General features: G+C 32.4%; 14 protein-coding genes and 1 pseudogene. 8 read left to right on the forward strand and 7 right to left on the reverse strand.

Annotated features, from left to right (window positions below; genetic code table 11):
* Positions 1-231, forward strand: a 231-nt coding sequence (locus tag FM121_RS12645) for an LPXTG cell wall anchor domain-containing protein (RefSeq protein ID WP_218778641.1), incomplete at its 5' end; no start/stop codon positions are given.
* Between the two features lie 117 nt (positions 232-348).
* On the opposite strand, the pseudogene FM121_RS14690 reads toward FM121_RS12645, so the two are convergent.
* Positions 349-1,104 (reverse strand): annotated as a pseudogene (locus FM121_RS14690) (transposase); the annotation flags it as partial.
* A gap of 61 nt (positions 1,105-1,165) precedes the next feature.
* Between FM121_RS14690 and FM121_RS12660 the strand changes: the two are divergent.
* Positions 1,166-1,414, forward strand: coding sequence for a hypothetical protein (locus FM121_RS12660; protein ID WP_086952552.1), 249 nt, complete (start codon positions 1,166-1,168; stop codon positions 1,412-1,414).
* A gap of 819 nt (positions 1,415-2,233) precedes the next feature.
* Here FM121_RS12660 and gyrA read toward each other — a convergent pair.
* The 6 genes from gyrA to dnaA all read right to left on the reverse strand — a co-directional run bounded on the left by gyrA (position 2,234) and on the right by dnaA (position 10,952).
* On the reverse strand, positions 2,234-4,741 hold the full coding sequence (gene gyrA / locus FM121_RS12670; RefSeq protein ID WP_086952554.1) for a DNA gyrase subunit A: 2,508 nt from the start codon (positions 4,739-4,741) through the stop codon (positions 2,234-2,236).
* A gap of 66 nt (positions 4,742-4,807) precedes the next feature.
* Entirely contained in the window at positions 4,808-6,751 is a 1,944-nt protein-coding gene (gyrB, locus tag FM121_RS12675) for a DNA topoisomerase (ATP-hydrolyzing) subunit B (RefSeq protein ID WP_086952588.1), read from the reverse strand.
* Between the two features lies 1 nt (position 6,752).
* Positions 6,753-7,874, reverse strand: a complete 1,122-nt coding sequence (recF, locus tag FM121_RS12680) for a DNA replication/repair protein RecF (protein WP_086952555.1) — start codon at positions 7,872-7,874, stop codon at positions 6,753-6,755.
* A gap of 5 nt (positions 7,875-7,879) precedes the next feature.
* Complete coding sequence (gene yaaA, locus FM121_RS12685; RefSeq protein WP_086952556.1) at positions 7,880-8,119, reverse strand: S4 domain-containing protein YaaA; 240 nt, start codon at positions 8,117-8,119, stop codon at positions 7,880-7,882.
* Between the two features lie 204 nt (positions 8,120-8,323).
* Positions 8,324-9,454 (reverse strand): DNA polymerase III subunit beta, encoded by a 1,131-nt coding sequence (dnaN, locus tag FM121_RS12690; RefSeq protein WP_086952557.1) that lies wholly within the window; start codon positions 9,452-9,454, stop codon positions 8,324-8,326.
* Between the two features lie 154 nt (positions 9,455-9,608).
* Positions 9,609-10,952, reverse strand: a complete 1,344-nt coding sequence (dnaA, locus tag FM121_RS12695; RefSeq protein WP_086952558.1) for a chromosomal replication initiator protein DnaA — start codon at positions 10,950-10,952, stop codon at positions 9,609-9,611.
* Positions 10,953-11,421: 469 nt separating this feature from the next.
* On the opposite strand from dnaA, the gene rpmH reads away from it, so the two are divergent.
* The 6 genes from rpmH (at position 11,422) to argS (ending at position 17,233) form a co-directional block, all read left to right on the forward strand.
* Positions 11,422-11,556, forward strand: coding sequence for a 50S ribosomal protein L34 (gene rpmH, locus FM121_RS12700; protein ID WP_086952559.1), 135 nt, complete (start codon positions 11,422-11,424; stop codon positions 11,554-11,556).
* Between the two features lie 115 nt (positions 11,557-11,671).
* The gene (gene rnpA / locus FM121_RS12705) at positions 11,672-12,010 is read left to right on the forward strand and encodes a ribonuclease P protein component (protein ID WP_086952560.1); all 339 of its coding nucleotides are present in this window, start codon (positions 11,672-11,674) and stop codon (positions 12,008-12,010) included.
* A 15-nt stretch (positions 12,011-12,025) separates the two neighbouring features.
* Positions 12,026-12,841: a YidC/Oxa1 family membrane protein insertase gene (locus FM121_RS12710; RefSeq protein ID WP_086952561.1), complete on the forward strand. Its 816-nt coding sequence runs from the start codon at positions 12,026-12,028 to the stop codon at positions 12,839-12,841.
* A gap of 26 nt (positions 12,842-12,867) precedes the next feature.
* Entirely contained in the window at positions 12,868-13,605 is a 738-nt protein-coding gene (gene jag / locus FM121_RS12715) for an RNA-binding cell elongation regulator Jag/EloR (protein WP_086952562.1), read from the forward strand.
* Positions 13,606-14,019: 414 nt separating this feature from the next.
* Positions 14,020-15,243 (forward strand): arginine deiminase, encoded by a 1,224-nt coding sequence (gene arcA / locus FM121_RS12720; protein ID WP_086952563.1) that lies wholly within the window; start codon positions 14,020-14,022, stop codon positions 15,241-15,243.
* A gap of 295 nt (positions 15,244-15,538) precedes the next feature.
* Complete coding sequence (gene argS / locus FM121_RS12725; protein ID WP_086952564.1) at positions 15,539-17,233, forward strand: arginine--tRNA ligase; 1,695 nt, start codon at positions 15,539-15,541, stop codon at positions 17,231-17,233.
* Positions 17,234-17,351: the final 118 nt, after the last annotated feature.

Raw genomic sequence — 17,351 nt, forward strand, 5'->3', positions numbered from 1 at the left:
GTGGCGACAGCCGTTTATGAAGGGGATCAAACCTTTAATAATAGCTATAAACCAGTGACTAAAATAGTAACAGATAAGAAAATACCCAAAAATGGTTCTCAAAATAAATTACCTAAAACTGGAGAACAAAAATTCACATTTATTAAATATTTAGGTTTATTTTTAATATTGGGGAGTATATATTTTTTTAAAAGAAAAAATTTTTATTTATTAAATAGAACTAATAAATAAAAATTTTAAAGAATTAAATCTAAGCCTTTTCTTAAATTTAGTATTCTTTGTCAAATGATGTATATGTGTTAAATAAAAGAAAGTATTAAGCAACGAAAATCAAATGATTTTCGTTGCTTATTTTTTGTCTTTAAAACTAATGAGAATCCGATACTTATAACTATAAAAATTTCGGTAACCGTAAGCAATCCATTTAATGAGTTTGATTTTATTAATAGAACTTTCCAAGGGACCGTTAAAAAAAGGAAGCTTAAAGGTATTTTCTATCCGTGGAAGATGTTTTTTTAATGTAGTCAGAGAGGTGATCATTGGCTGAGAAATTGATCCGGTACTCGTCAATAAAACAGCTGAAAAAGCATCATAATTATTGGTTTTACAACAGTACAATAATTCTTGAGAGAGTCTGTAGGTATCATTTAACTCATTATTTAAGCCAAGTAAATAATCCCTGATTTCAGTTTCTTTCAGAACGGATTTGAATAAACGTTGATAATGATAGTCTGTATAATTTAATTCTTTGGAATCTTTTAAAAATAATTTCCAGTACCTTTTCATTTTTCTATAGACTTTAAGGTCTACAGCATTGTTTGTTCAGTAAAGATTCATTGTTTTGATCCGCGTAACATTTAAAGAACGATTACTCAGTTGAACTAAATGAAAACGATCAATAATAACTGAGACATTAGGAAACAGTTTTTTAGCTAATTTGAAGTACCCTGCATTCATGTCGACTACAATTGTTTTAACTTGGTTTCTATCTTTTAAAGAGTAGTTAAGGAAATGCGTCTCCATTGTTTTAGATAGATTATCAGGTAAAATATCAAAATTTTTATGAGAAACGGAATCTGAATAAATAAAGCTATATTTCCCTTTTCCCTCTTTAACTCCCGTAAATTTATCGAAGGATAAATTAGGTGGAAGTTAATCATAATTATTGGTTAACGCTTTACCAAAAGAAAGGAGTATACGACTGACTGTCGTAGAAGACACGGAGCGCCTTTTAGCTAAATATCTTGAAGAAATCGCATCTGATAATTCAACGGTAATGGATTATTTTACCCTTTTAACAATAAAACAGTATTTTTCAATTTCTAGAGATTCAGCTAAAAAAGAAGATTCACAATGTCGACACAAAAGCGTTGTTTCTTTAAATGAAGATATGTCGCCCAATGGGTCGTATTAAGCCATTTGATTGAGTCGTCAAAAACCATTTTTTACAATACAATATTTTTCATTTTTAACAACACAACACGGACAAGCTTTAGGTTGATAAGTAAGCGTTCCGTAATAAATTTTTGATAGAACCCCCTTTATTAACTTCTCCTCACAGAAAGAAGTGTTAAAAGTAATATTTTTATCTTTTAAATCAAGTGAAATTCGAATACAATGGTTAAGAGACATATGAATCTTCCTTTCTAAAATAGGGTTTTATCACTTTTATTTTAACTGGAAAGTTCATATGTTTCTATTTTTTTATCTTTAAAGATGTTTAAAATTCAATAATCATAAATAAGTTTAATTTTATTGATAGAACCTTCCAATGGGCCATTAAAAAAGATATTTAAAGGTATTTTCTATCTGTGCAATTCTTTTTCAATGTGTTGACAGAGGTGAGCATTGTTGATAAATTGATTCAGGGATCGCAAATAGAATATCTGAAAAAAACTTTTACAACAGTGCCGTATGATAATTTACTATTAAAAAAAAGAAAATACTTAGAAATTTCTTTCCTTGATACTAAGAAAGATTTCAAGACCTACTTATCCAGAGAAACTCATCCTGAAGTCTCTAATTACTCATAAGAGACTTTTTAACACCTTTTCCTTGAACTGATATCATTTCCATTTAAAACATTCTCACAAGCTTATTAAGATGTTTTTAAAAAGAGCTAAAAAAGAAGCTGACAAATATGCCAACTTCTTTTTTTAGTTACAGTTATAAAAGCAATTTTTGCGACTAGTTCAGAAACTTTGAGGTAAATCCTTTTCTTACTACTCTAGATTTACTCTTCTGTTGTTTCGTTTTCTTCGACGATCGTTTCCGTTGTTTCGATTACTTCTTCCACAACTTCTTCTTCGACTTCTTTAGCCACTTTCGCCATTGTTGATACTAGCGCATCCTCTTCTAAACGAATTAAACGCACTCCTTGTGTTGATCGACCCGTTTGAGAAACTGTATCTACACTAAATCGAATGATAACACCTTTGTTTGTGATCAACATAATATCTTCTTCACCAGTAACAGTCGTTAAGCCAGCTAAGTTTCCATTACGCTCTGTAATGTTAGCAGTCTTAATCCCTTTACCTCCACGGCCTTTAATCGGATATTCAGTAGCAGCTGTTCGCTTACCATAACCTTTTTCAGTGATAATCAAAACTTCTGATTCTGGATGTAAAATAGCCATACCGACCACATAGTCTTCATCTCTTAAACGAATACCACGAACACCAGCAGCGCTACGTCCCATTGAACGAACTTTTTCTTCGTTAAATGTTGATGAATAGCCTTTGTGTGTTCCGATGATGATATTTTCCTGACCATTTGTTAATGCTACATTAATTAAAGAATCCCCTTCTTTTAAGCCGATTGCTTTAAGTCCGTTTGTTCTAATATTTAAAAACTCCATAACAGATGTTTTCTTCACTGTTCCAAGTTTTGTAGTAAAGAATAGATAGTGACCTTCTTCTGCTTTACCTTCCACATTAATAATCGCTTCAATTTTTTCCGAAGAATCAATTCCTAATAAATTGATAACTGGAATACCCTTAGCAGTCCGACCATATTCTGGAATTTCATACCCTTTAGCTCTGTAAACTTTACCAGTATCTGTAAAGAATAATAAACTATCATGAGTAGAACAAGACACAAGATTCTCAACGAAATCATCATTATGAACGCCCATACCTTGAACACCACGTCCCCCACGATTTTGAGTTCTAAACTCTGTACTTGGCAAGCGTTTGATATAACCATTATGAGTTAACGTAATCACGATGTCCTCTTCTTCGATTAAATCTTCGTCTTCAAGACTTAAGACCTCACCAACAAGAAGTTCAGTACGCCTAGCATCACTATATTTTCTTTGAATTTCATCAAGTTCAGTTGCGATAATTTCAAGAACACGATCATGATTAGCTAAAATATCTTTCAAATCAGCAATTAATAATAATAATTCCTGATATTCGTTTTCAATTTTATCACGTTCTAAACCAGTTAAACGGCGTAAACGCATGTCTAAAATGGCTTGCGCTTGACGATCTGATAATTCAAATTTCTCGATCAATGATTGTTTCGCCACATCATCTGAGTTAGAAGAACGAATCGTACGAATAATTTCATCAATATGATCTAAAGCAATACGTAAGCCTTCTAAGATATGTGCTCTGGCTTCTGCTTTATTTTTATCAAATTCAGTCCGTCTAACAATTACTTCTTCTTGATGTTCTAAATAATACTCTAAAATTGATTTCAAACTTAAAACTTTTGGCACACCTTTAACAATTGCCAACATATTGAAACCAAAACTCGTTTGAAGTGAAGTCAATTTATATAAATTATTTAAAACAACTGATGCACTTACATCACGTCGGACTTCAATCACGATTCGCATACCTTCACGTGAAGATTCATCCCTTAAGTCAGTAATGCCTTCAATTCGTTTTTCACGGTGAAGATCAGCAATTCTTTCAACTAGCTTCGCTTTATTAACCATATAAGGAATTTCAGTCACAATAATGCGTTCTTTACCATTCTTCATTTCTTCAATATTAACTTTAGCACGAACAATAATTTTCCCTTTACCAGTTTCATAGGCACGTCTGATACCTGATTTACCCATCACTAAACCACCAGTTGGAAAATCTGGTCCAGGTAAAGCTTCCATCAAATCAGCTGTTGTTGCCTCACCATTGGCCATTAAAACTTTTAAGGCATCAATCACCTCTGTTAAATTGTGAGGTGGAATGTTTGTTGCCATACCTACAGCAATCCCTGTTGTTCCATTTACTAAAAGGTTAGGGAAACGAGCTGGTAGAACTTCTGGCTCACGTTCTGTTTCATCATAGTTATTTTGAAAATTAACTGTATTTTTGTTGATATCTCTCAACATCTCAACAGCAATTTTACTCATACGTGCTTCGGTATAACGCATAGCAGCGGCCCCGTCACCATCGACAGAACCAAAGTTACCATGGCCATCCACTAACATATTACGGTAGCTAAATGGTTGTGCCATACGAACCATTGATTCATAAATCGCACTATCCCCATGTGGATGGTATTTACCCATAACATCCCCAACAATACGAGCTGATTTTTTGTGAGCTTTATCTGGTGTGACACCCATTTCATTCATTCCATATAAAATACGACGATGAACAGGTTTCAAACCATCTCTAACATCTGGAAGGGCACGCGATACAATAACACTCATAGCGTAATCGATAAACGAATCTTCCATCTCATCTGTTAGATTTATATCTTTAATATTCTCTTTAAATTCCTCAGACATGAACGAACCTCCTTTTTATAGTCAGCAGATTAAAAATCAATGTTTAACCCACCTTGTTTTAATTACTTAGATATCCAAGTTTTTAACATAATGAGCATTCGCTTCAATAAAATCACGTCTTGGCTCAACTTTATCACCCATTAACATTTCAAATACTGCATCTGCTTTGATTGCATCTTCCACACTCACACGTAACATCGTTCTTTGTTCTGGATCCATGGTCGTATCCCATAATTGATGATCATCCATTTCTCCCAAACCTTTGTAACGTTGAACACTTGCTTTTGGCGTTGCTGGAAGTGAAGCAACAACCTCTGCTAAACGATCATCTGCATCTTTTCCTGGCTGTACATAGGTAATATTTTTACCTTGTTTGACACCGTATAATGGTGGTTGAGCAATATAAACATAACCAGCTTCAACAACAGGACGCATATAACGATAAAAAAGAGTTAATAATAACGTCCTAATATGAGCTCCATCCACGTCCGCATCGGTCATGATAACAAGTTTATGATAGCGTGCTTTGGAAACATCAAAATCAGAACCAAAACCAGTTCCCATGGCTGTAAATAAAGAGCGAATTTCTTGATTGCCTAATATTTTATCCATCGTTGCTTTTTCAACATTTAAGATTTTCCCACGAATCGGTAAAATTGCTTGGGTACGACGGTCACGACCAGTTTTTGCTGATCCACCGGCAGAGTCCCCTTCCACAACAAATAATTCACATTCTTCAGGAACACGGCTCGAGCAATCTGCTAATTTACCAGGTAAACTACTAATTTCTAACGCACCTTTACGACGTGTTACTTCACGAGCACGTTTAGCTGCTAGACGTGCTTTAGAGGCTAGAATTCCTTTTTCAATCACTTTTTTAGCTGTAACTGGATTTTCTAATAAAAATTTATTAAAAGCTTCAGAGAACAAACGATCTGTTACAGTACGAACTTCTGAGTTACCTAATTTTGTTTTTGTTTGCCCTTCAAACTGAGGTTCTGGATGCTTAATTGAGATAATCGCAGTGATCCCCTCACGAACATCTTCCCCACTCAAATTTTCTTCATTTTCTTTAATAATTTTTTGTTTTCTTGCATAATCATTGATCACACGGGTCAGTGCTGTACGGAAACCAAATTCATGGGTTCCACCTTCATAAGTATGAATATTATTTGCAAAACTCAATAGATTAGTATGATAACCATCCGTATATTGAATAGCAACTTCAACTGTAATATCTTGTTGCTCACCTTCTGTAAAAATCGGCTCATCAAAAATAACAGTTTTATTTTTATTTAAATATTCAACATAACTTTTAATTCCACCTTCATAATGGAAAGCTTCATATTTTGTCTCTTCTTCACGTTTATCTTCAATACTTATTTTTAGGCCTTTATTTAAGAATGCTAATTCACGGATACGTGTTTGTAATTTGTCATATTCAAAAACTGTTGTTTCTGTAAAAATATCAGCATCTGGTTTGAAATTAATTGTTGTTCCATGCTCTTGAGTCTCACCAATTACTTTTAAGTCATCACAAATTTTTCCACGGCTAAATTCTTGAAAATGGATTTTCCCATCCACTTGAACTTTAACCGTTAAAGATTCAGATAGTGCATTAACAACTGAAGAACCAACTCCATGAAGACCACCAGAAACTTTATAGCCACCGCCACCAAATTTTCCTCCAGCATGAAGAACAGTTAATACAGTTTCAACAGCTGGGCGACCTGTTTTTTCTTGAATCCCAACTGGAATTCCACGTCCATCATCTATTACGGTAATACTATTATTTTTTTCAATAACAACATTAATTTCTGTACAGTGGCCTGCTAAAGCCTCATCGATTGAATTATCAACAATTTCCCAAACTAAATGGTGTAAACCTTGTGGTCCTGTCGAACCAATGTACATTCCAGGTCTTTTACGAACAGCTTCTAGGCCTTCTAAAACTTGGATTTGACTGGCATCATAAGCATGTTGTTCATTAATTTTGTTTTCTTCCGTCACTTTATTCACCGTCCCCTTCTATCATTCCTTCTGAAATATTAAATATCTCAGGTGTAATACTTAATTTGTTATCCAAATGAGTTAAACTTGTTGTTGTTAAGAATGTTTGTAATTTGTTCTCGATAAATTCCATTAAATGAACTTGACGATCGTCATCTAACTCACTTAATACATCATCTAAAAGTAAGATTGGATATTCTCCGATTTCCTCATTAATTAATTCAATTTCAGCCAACTTAACACTGAGTGCTGTTGTTCGTTGTTGACCTTGAGAACCAAAATTTTGAACATTTCGTTCATTCACATAAAAATGTAAATCATCACGATGAATACCTACAGACGTTGTCAAATGTTTTAAATCTTTTGGCATAGCTTCTTTTAAAGCATTTAGAAGAAGCTCAGATAATTCATCCTCAGTCATTTCATCTGTGAAATGTAACTGACTTTGATAACTTATTTTTAGATTTTCTTTTTGATATGTTATTTTTTGGTGAATCTGATTGGCCCAGACTTCTAATTTTTTCACAAAATTTAGGCGGTGATATAAAACAAAACCACCTGCCTTAGCTAATTGTTCTGATAGAACATCTAAATAAATCAAATCTTTATTTTGGCTAAAAGCCATTTTTTTTAAATATTGATTTCTTTGCTTCAAAACATTTTGATAAGTACTTAAATTATGTAAATATTGAGGATTAATTTGGCCAATTTCCATATCTAAAAATTTCCGACGATTCTGGGGCGCACCTTTAACTAAAAAAAGATCTTCGGGAGCAAACAAAATAACGTTTAAATGGCCTACATAGTGGCTTAGTTTACTTTGTTCTAATCCATTAACCTTGGATTTTTTTCCTTTGTTCGAGATAATCATAGTCAAATCAAGAGAGCCATTAAGACGCTGGATTTTGCCTTCAATTCTTGCAAATTCTTTTTGCCACTGAATCATTTCTCTTTCATTATTAGTTCGGTGGCTCCTAGCTAAAGAAAGAACATAGATACTTTCGAGTAAATTCGTTTTCCCTTGAGCATTTTCTCCTAAAAAAATATTTAATTTAGAAGAAAATTTTAAGTCAAGAGTATCGTAATTACGATAGTTTTTTAAAGAAATCGTTTCTATAATCATCTGTATTAATCCTTATCTTGTGGCATTTTAGCCATAAAAAAAGTACCTAGATCAGGTATTTCAATCATCATTTCTGCATATAATTTTCGCCCACGACGATTTTCTAACTCTCCATCTACATAAACTGCATGTTCTTGTAGATACCATTTTGCCATTCCGCCACTAGATATCACATTCACTTCTTTTAAAAATTGACCTAATGTGATGTATTCTGTATCAGCTTTTAATAAAAAACTCTTTTTCATAAATTTTCACCTTCTTTTTCAAGGTATATTTATCTACTATTATACCTGTTTTAGGTCATAAAAACAAATATTCTTTCTGTTTAAGCAAATTTGTTATTAATCGATACATTTATCATTTTTTAGGTTAAATTGCTTAAAACGTAAAATAGGACTATTTTTTCAAAAAATAAAAAAAACTATCCGAAAGATAGTTTTCATTAAATATTAATTTGTTCTAACTGGGGTTATTAACTGAATAAAGTTAATTTCATCATCGTTAGGTTGTAGTGTAAATGGTCTAATTGGAGAAATAAATTTAATTACTACATCAATTGCTCCAAATGATTTTAAAGATGCTTTCATATAATCAGGGTTAAAGGAAATGTCGATAGGTTCTCCAGTTACTTTGATATAATTAAGCGCTTCTTCCACATTACCAATCTCAGGAGAATTCCCATAAATAATTACTTGCTCTGAATTAATTGATAATTTGACAATATTATTACGCCCTTCATGAGATAAGAGAGACGCTCGATCAATTGCTGATAGTAGCTCAGGCACATTAAACTCAATTTCAGTACTAAAATTGGTTGGGATTAGACGATTAGTATCTGGATAATTCCCCTCAAGTAAGCGTGAATAAAAATTCATTCCCTCTGTTTTGAATAAGACTTGGTTTTCCATGATTGAAATTTCAACCATTTCTTCCTCATCTTTAAAAGAACGAGATAGTTCTTGTAAACTTTTCCCTGGCACTACAATATCAAAAGAAGTGTTCACATCATTTAAGGTAATTGTTCGTTGACTTAGACGATGACTATCAGTTGCTACTGCCAGTAATTCATTGTTTTCTAAGACAAAATGAACCCCTGTCAAGATTGGACGACTTTCATGTTGCGAAACAGCAAAAACCGTTTCACTAACTAATTTGTTCAATACTCTAGCAGATAATTCGAACGTATTCTGATTATCAATCACTGGTAAATGAGGGTAATTTTCAGAATTTAACCCATTTACGTTAAATAAAGCCTTACCAGAAGAAATAATGACTTGATTATTTTCGATTAATTCTAATGTTAAGGTGCTTTCTGGTAATTTTCTGATAATCTCATTGAAGAAACGAGCTTGTAAGACTATCGAACCAGTACTTTCAATAATCATATTAGCTTCTTCATCTTCTATGCTTAAAAATGTTTCAATAGAAATATCTGCGTTGCTTCCTGTCAGAGTCAAACCTGATTCTGTTAAATCTACTTTTACTCCGGTTAAAATAGGAATGGTTGTTTTACCTGAAATGGCTCTTTGAACAGTAGCTAGTTCTTCTAAAAAAGCATTTCGATTTAAAGTTACTTTCATTGGTTTCTCCTTTTAAATAATATAAATAAATATAGTAATAGTAGTAGGGGCTGTTAAAACTGTGGATAAGTGAGTAATCATAATAATTTATAAAGATTTCTCCTTGTTAATAACATGTGGATAAGTCAATAGTTAAAAATAAAGTTTTCCACAGTTAAGAAATCAGAATATTTTTAAGCTCCCCAACCTCTTTTTGGATAATAGGATCATTATCTAATAATTGTTGAATTTTTTCGTGAGCATGGATGACTGTTGTGTGATCCTTGCCTCCAAATTCAGCTCCAATTTTTGGTAATGAATTATCCGTTAACTCTCGAGATAAAAACATCGCAATCTGACGTGGTACTACGATTGATTTAACGCGTTTTTTTCCTTTTAAATCCTTTAATTGAAGATGATAATACTTACAAACTTCTTCTTGAATCAAAAGAATTGATAATTCACTTTTTAATTTCGCTGGTTTCAAACTTTTTAAAGCATCTGCTGCCAAGCTTGTTGTAATGTCATTTCCATTCATGGTGGCGTAAGCTTGAACACGAACTAAAGCGCCCTCTAACTCACGGATGTTTGAATCGATTTGACCAGCAATATATGAAAGCGTGTCATCTGGTATTTCTAAGCCTTCTGCATTTGCTCTTTTTCTTAAAATTGCAATTCTTGTTTCTAAATCTGGTGGTGTAATATCAACAGATAAGCCCCAAGCAAATCTGGAAACAAGTCGTTCTTGTAATTTTGGAATTTCATTTGGCAGGCGATCACTTGTTAAAACAATTTGTCGACCATCATTATATAGAGTATTAAATGTATGGAAAAATTCTTCTTGCGTACCTTCTTTGTCTGCAAAAAATTGGATATCATCTACTAATAACAAGTCTACACTACGGTATTTTTGTCTAAAAGCTTCAGATGTTCTATTTTGAATTGAATTAATAAAATCATTGGCGAATGTTTCGCTAGTGACATATTTTATTTTTGCATCAGGTTGATTTGTGAGCATTTGATGACCAATTGCGTGCATCAAATGGGTCTTACCTAATCCAACACCTCCGTAAAAAAAGAGTGGATTGTAAGTTGCTCCAGGATCTTCTGCGACAACTAACGCTGCGGCATGTGCCATCTGATTTCCTTTACCTATAACAAACGTATCAAAGGTATATTTTGAATTTAATAAAGCCTTTTTACTGTTTTGTTTAACGATATCGGGTAATTCAGTTTGAATAGGCGCATTTTTTTTTTCTGGTTCTTTTTGCTCATTTTCAATAATAAAAACAGGAGTCACTTCTTCTCCTGTTAATCTAAACCCGGTTTCAACAATTTTAGCTGCAAGATTTTTTTCCCAATACTCTCTATGTAAGTTGGAAGGTACTTCAATTGTTAATAAGTTATTGATTAAGCTAATTGGTTTAGCTTGTTCGATCCAAGCGTTAAAACTTGGAGGTGTTAATATCTTTCGATAATCGTCTTCCAATTCTTTCCATATATAGTCAATATTGGGCATTACTATCCCCCTAAAAAATAGTTTCTCGTTTATTCTAGCATTTTTATAAAAAGTTTTCCACTGATTTTTAAACATGTGGATAAGAAAATAACAAATCAGGATAAAAGTTTTCCACAAGTTAAAAATCAATGTGCATAAGTTTCTGTTTTTTTTTATTAAACACAAAGTTATCAACAGAAAGAAAAGCTGTTTTGTAGCTTTTATTAAATGTTATCAACAACGTATTTTTGAAATGGGGATAACTTTTTAACATGGTGTTTATCTGTTGATAACTTAAAAACAACTAGATAATAACTTTTTGGGAAAATATATAAATTAACAAGCTTGTGGATAATTATTAAACCTATTATGTCGTATTTTTTAAATTTTCCTGCAAAGGTGAGTTGACAAAACTATCAATTTATTTGTATAATGTCATAGTCTGTCTAAGTGATTTAGAAAGCATATTTAGTTTTAGGAGGTGGATTCAATGAAAAGAACATATCAACCAAAAAAACGTAAGCGCCAAAAAGTGCATGGTTTCCGTAAACGCATGAGCACTAAGAACGGTCGTCGTGTAGTAGCAAGTAGACGTCGTAAAGGAAGAAAAGTATTAGCAGCATAAATCACTGAATCTATGAATCAGTGATTTTTTTTTATAAAAAAATGAAAAAAATAGATGCTTTATGCTATGATGATGGTGTTATTAGTGAAATATTATGAAATTAAAGGGATGTCCAATGAAAAAATCCTACCGTATTAAAAAAGAAAAAGAGTTCCAAAAAATTATTTATAAAAAAAATTCTTATGCGAATCGAAACTTTGTTGTTTATATCTATCCTGCAGAAGAAAATAGTCATTTTCGTGTCGGACTTTCTGTTGGTAAAAAAGTAGGCAATGCTGTGGCTAGAAATAAAGTGAAGCGATTGATGAGACATGCTTTATTTGAATTAAAAGAAGAAATTAAACCAAATTATAATATTGTTTTGATTGCTAGACCTAAGATAGTAGAATTATCTTTTGTTGAAGTTAAAAATAATATTGTACATGTGTTTAAATTAGCAAATATAATTGAATAAGAGAGGTCTAAACGAGTGAAGAAAAAGAAAAAATGGCTACTTGTCTTAAGTATGTTCGTACTTGTTTTTGTACTAACAGGATGTGGAACAGGAACAGTAGATAGTTCAAGTACAGGTCTTTGGGATCGTTATATCGTTTATTATTTTGGAGAAGCAATTAAAGCGTTATCTTTTGGTAATAAGGGTGTCGGTATTATCTTGTTCACCATTATTATTCGTATTATTTTAATGCCTTTAATGCATTACCAAACAAAAAGTATGCGAAAAACTCAAGAACTTCAACCAAAGATGAAAGAATTACAGGCAAAATATGCGTCTAAAGATGCTGAAACTGCTCGTAAGTTACAAGAAGAGCAACAACGTCTTTACAGTGAGTATGGTGTAAATCCTTTATCAGGTTGTTTACCATTACTTGTACAAATGCCGATTATGATGGCTTTATGGCAAGCTATTTCAAGAGTACCAGAATTAACTCAAGGAACTTTCCTTTGGTTAGAGCTTGGTAAAATTGATCCATATTATATTTTACCAGTGTTAGCAGCACTCTTTACCTTTGCTAGTACTAAGTTAACGTCAATGGGTCAAGTTGAAGTGCAAGGTTCTATGAAGGTTATGAATTATGTCATGCCAGCAATGATTTTATTCATGGGGATTAACTTAGCCAGTGGGTTATCACTTTATTGGGTAATTTCTAATGGTTTCCAAGTTATTCAAACATTATTAATCAATAATCCGTTTAAGATTAGAAAAGAACGTGAAACAGAAGAGAAAAAGAAACGTGATCTTGAAAAAGCATTGCGTAAAGCAAATCAATCAAAGAAAAAGAAATAAAACTACTTAAATAGGGGGTTCTTATGATGCCAAACTTTACAGGAGAAACCGTAGATCAAGCAATTGAATTAGGTTTATCAACACTTAATCTAACCAAAGCTGAAGCTGAGATTAAGATAATCGATGAAGGTAAAAAAGGTTTTCTAGGTATTGGTAGAAAAGAAGCAGTTGTTGTTGTAGAAAGTGCTGAACGTGTTACTGAGGTCAAAGAAGAAGTAGTGATAGAGAAAACTATCTCAGGGATTGAAGAGCCAATCAAAGAAACAGGAGAAATGGCGTCAACTAGAACTGGGGAGCTTGTCAACTTAAATGATGATGAAGCAGTTACTGCTTTAGCTGTTTATTTAAAAGATATCACAAGAGATTTAGGGGCTCCTGCGATGGTCAAAGTAACAAGGACAAATGATCGTATTATGTTTAACTTAGAAAGTGATAAAAAAGGTCTATTGATTGGTAAACATGGTAAGCTATTAAATGCTATCCAGTACTTAGCTCAAGTTTACATTCATCGTATTGCTAAAAATCGTCTGTCAATCGTTGTGAATGTTGGTGACTATCGTGAGCGTCGTGAAGCAATCATTAAACGTTTAGCTAAACAAACCTTGAGACAAGTAAGGGAAACAGAGCAGCCTGTATTCTTAGAGCCAATGCCAGCCTTTGAGAGAAAACAAGTTCATTCACTATTGGCAAGTGAGTCTGACATTTCAACTCATTCTGAAGGAAATGAACCCCATCGCTATTTAGTAGTTGAGCTTAAGAAATAATAAAGATTTAATCAATAAAAGAGGTTATCGTAGAAATAGCTTCTACAAAAAACAAATGAAAAAAGCCCCCCCAATTTGAAAAATAATGTTGGGGGGGGCTTTTTTCATTTATGTCACAATTTCTTAGAATGATATTTTTCACATTAAGATAGATAATATTTTTAGTTAATCATATAATAAGGATAATGTAGCTTAAATAGGTGGAAAATACTATTTATTGGATCATGAAAAGAGATAAGGGTGATTATTAAATATAGTGATAAAATGAACAATATAATGTAAGCGTTAACTACTGGAGACGTTCGGACTTATCTGTTCGTTTAATAATCTAATGTCTTTGTTTTTTTGATGATTACGAGTGAGTGTTATTTAATTATTTGAAAATGTTACTTAAAAATTTAGGAGGAATGCCTTATGACCCATCCAATTAATGTTTTTTCTGAAATTGGTAAATTAAAAACAGTTCTTTTACATCGACCAGGTGAGGAGTTAGAAAATTTGATGCCAGATTATTTAGAAAGGCTGTTATTTGATGATATACCTTACTTAAAACAAGCACAAAAAGAACATGACTACTTTGCTGAAATATTACGTTCTAAAGGTGTCGAAGTTCTGTATTTAGAAAATTTAGCAGCAGAATCCTTATTAAATGAAAAAATTAGAGAAAAATTTGTTGATCAATACTTGGAAGAAGCTGACATAAAAAGTGAGATAGCTAAAGAAAAAACGAAAGAATTACTATTAAAAATACCTAATAAGCAAGAGTTAATTAATAAAACGATGACTGGGGTTGCTAAAGAGGAACTTTTAGATTTCGAATGTCTCACTTTAACAGATATGGTAGGATCAAACTACCCATTTGTAATTGATCCAATGCCAAATCTTTATTTCCAGAGAGATCCTTTTGCTGCTATCGGTCATGCTATTTCGATTAACCGCATGCATGCTGAAACAAGAAATAGAGAAACAATCTATGCGCAGTATATTTTTGACTATCATCCAAGATTTTCAAAAGAGAGTATACCTAGGGTTTATAATCGAAATGAAAAAACAGCAATAGAAGGCGGTGATCAATTAATTTTATCAAAAGAAGTTTTAGCTATCGGGATTTCCGAACGTACGAAAGCTTCATCTATTGAAAAAATTGCGCAGAATATTTTTGAAAAATCTATGGGTTTTAAGACAATTCTAGCTTTTGATATTGGTGAGTTTCGTAAATTTATGCATTTAGATACTGTCTTTACTATGCTAGATTATGATAAGTTTGCTATTCACCCTGAAATTGAGGATAGTTTGACGATCTATGCCCTTTCAAAGAACGAAGAAGGGTTAGATATAAAAAAAGAAACGGCGCCCTTAGAGGATGTTTTATGTCGATATTTGAATCTTTCTGAAATACACTTAATTCGTTGTGGTGGTGGAAATTTAATGGCAGCTGCAAGGGAGCAGTGGAATGATGGTGCGAATACTTTAACAATTGCTCCTGGAGAAGTGATTGTTTACGATAGAAACCCTATTACTAATAAATTGTTAGAGGAAGCTGGTATCACGTTAAACTATTTGCGAGGAAGTGAGTTAGTTCGTGGGCGTGGTGGACCAAGATGCATGAGTATGCCTCTTTACAGAGATGATGTTTAAATTAACTTTTCTAGATATTTACAAAAAAATTTGCTATAATGTGAAAGAAATAGTGATAGTATCCAGTAAGGAAAATCATTGAATTAGCGATTTTGGGGAAGGTGAAAGCTCAAACAGTGCTTACAGGAGAACCGCAACTATTGGTAATTAATTAATTTAATCAATTCAAGTGGTTGGCTTATTTCCAACAACAAGAGTGGTACCGCGGATGTTCAAATTCGTCTCTTATTACTATTTTTTAGTGATAAGTGACGAATTTTTTAGTTTAGAGAATATGAGAGGAGAAAGAAATTAGATGGACTATAAAAAACAAATTGTAGCAGATTTACAAACGGTGATAGGTGAGGTACTAAGCGCAGAAGAGCTGTATCATTTTTTAGAGGTACCCAAAATGAGTGGGCATGGGGACTATGCTTTTCCAACATTTTCTTTAGCAAAAGTTTACCGTAAAGCACCTAATATGATTGCGGAAGATTTAATAGAGAAATTAGATCAGACAAATTATGAAAAAATTGTTACCGTAGGAGGTTATATAAACTTTTTCTTAAATAAAGAAGTTGTAAGTCAAGAAGTATTAACAACTATTTTAAATGAAAAAGAACACTACGGAGATGATACAATCGGAAATAATGGTAATATTCCAATTGATTTATCTTCACCTAATATTGCTAAACCAATGTCAATGGGCCATTTGAGATCGACAGTTATTGGTAATTCTTTAGCAGAGTTGTCGAAAAAAATCGGTTATAATCCTGTTAAAATTAATCACTTAGGTGACTGGGGAACTCAATTTGGTAAGTTAATCGTTGCTTTTAAAAAATGGGGAAATGAAGAAGATGTTAGAAAAAATCCAATTGCTGAATTATTAAAATTATATGTTCAGTTCCATGATGAAGCAGAAGAAAATCCAGAACTTGAAGATGAAGGCCGTGCTTGGTTTAGAAAGTTAGAGCAGGAAGATCCTGAAGCAGTTCGATTGTGGGAATGGTTCCGTGAAGAATCACTAAAAGAATTTCAAAAAGTATATGATATGCTAGGTGTAACCTTCGATTCTTACAATGGAGAAGCTTTTTTCAATGATAAAATGGATGTTATTATTGATGAATTAGAAGCAAAAAACTTACTTATTTCAGATCAAGGGGCAGATATTGTTGATCTAGAGAAATATGATTTAAATCCAGCACTAATCAGAAAATCAGATGGCGCAACACTATATATGACAAGAGATTTAGCCGCAGCAAATTTCCGTATTAATAACTATGATTTTGTTGAATCATTATATGTAGTAGGTAATGAACAATCTATTCATTTTAAACAACTAAAAGCTGTCTTAAAAGAGATGGGACATGACTGGTCAGATAATATTAAACATATTCCATTTGGCTTAATCACATCAGGTGGTAAAAAACTTTCAACAAGAAAAGGAAATGTTATTCTATTAGAAGAAGTTTTGAATGAAGCTATCAATTCGATTAAAAAAGGAATTGAAGAAAAAAATCCAGAACTTGAAAATAAAGATGAAGTGGCACATCAAGTGGGTGTTGGAGCCGTTATTTTCCATGATTTGAAGAATGACCGTATGAATAACTTTGACTTTAATTTAGATGAATTATTACAATTTGAAGGAGAAACAGGACCTTATGTTCAGTACACGCGTTCAAGATGTGAAAGCATATTAGCTAAAGCAGAGTGGAGTCCTGAAAATATAAAAACAAATATTAATTTAAGTGATGAAGAGTCTTGGGAAGTTATTAAATGTTTAAATAATTTTCCAGTTAAAGTAAAAGAAGCGTATCAAAAATATGAACCATCAATAATGGCGAAATTTTTAATTGATTTAGCTCAAAAATTTAATAAGTATTATTCAAAACATAAAATATTAATCGAAGATGGAGAAAAAGAGGCACGCTTAAGCTTAGTTTATTCAGTTTCTATTGTGATTAAAGAAGGTTTGCGTCTGTTAGGCGTACAAGCTCCAAATAAAATGTAAAATCAAAGGATTTTTAAAGTATTTAGTTTCGAGAAATAAAAAAGAAATCACGAAAATTATTTTTTAATTTTTGTGATTTTTCTGCTATTTTCGAATGATATTTTCTCTCTAACTTACT

It is taken from the genome of Vagococcus fluvialis bH819 (assembly GCF_900163795.1).
Lineage (GTDB): Bacteria > Bacillota > Bacilli > Lactobacillales > Vagococcaceae > Vagococcus > Vagococcus fluvialis_A.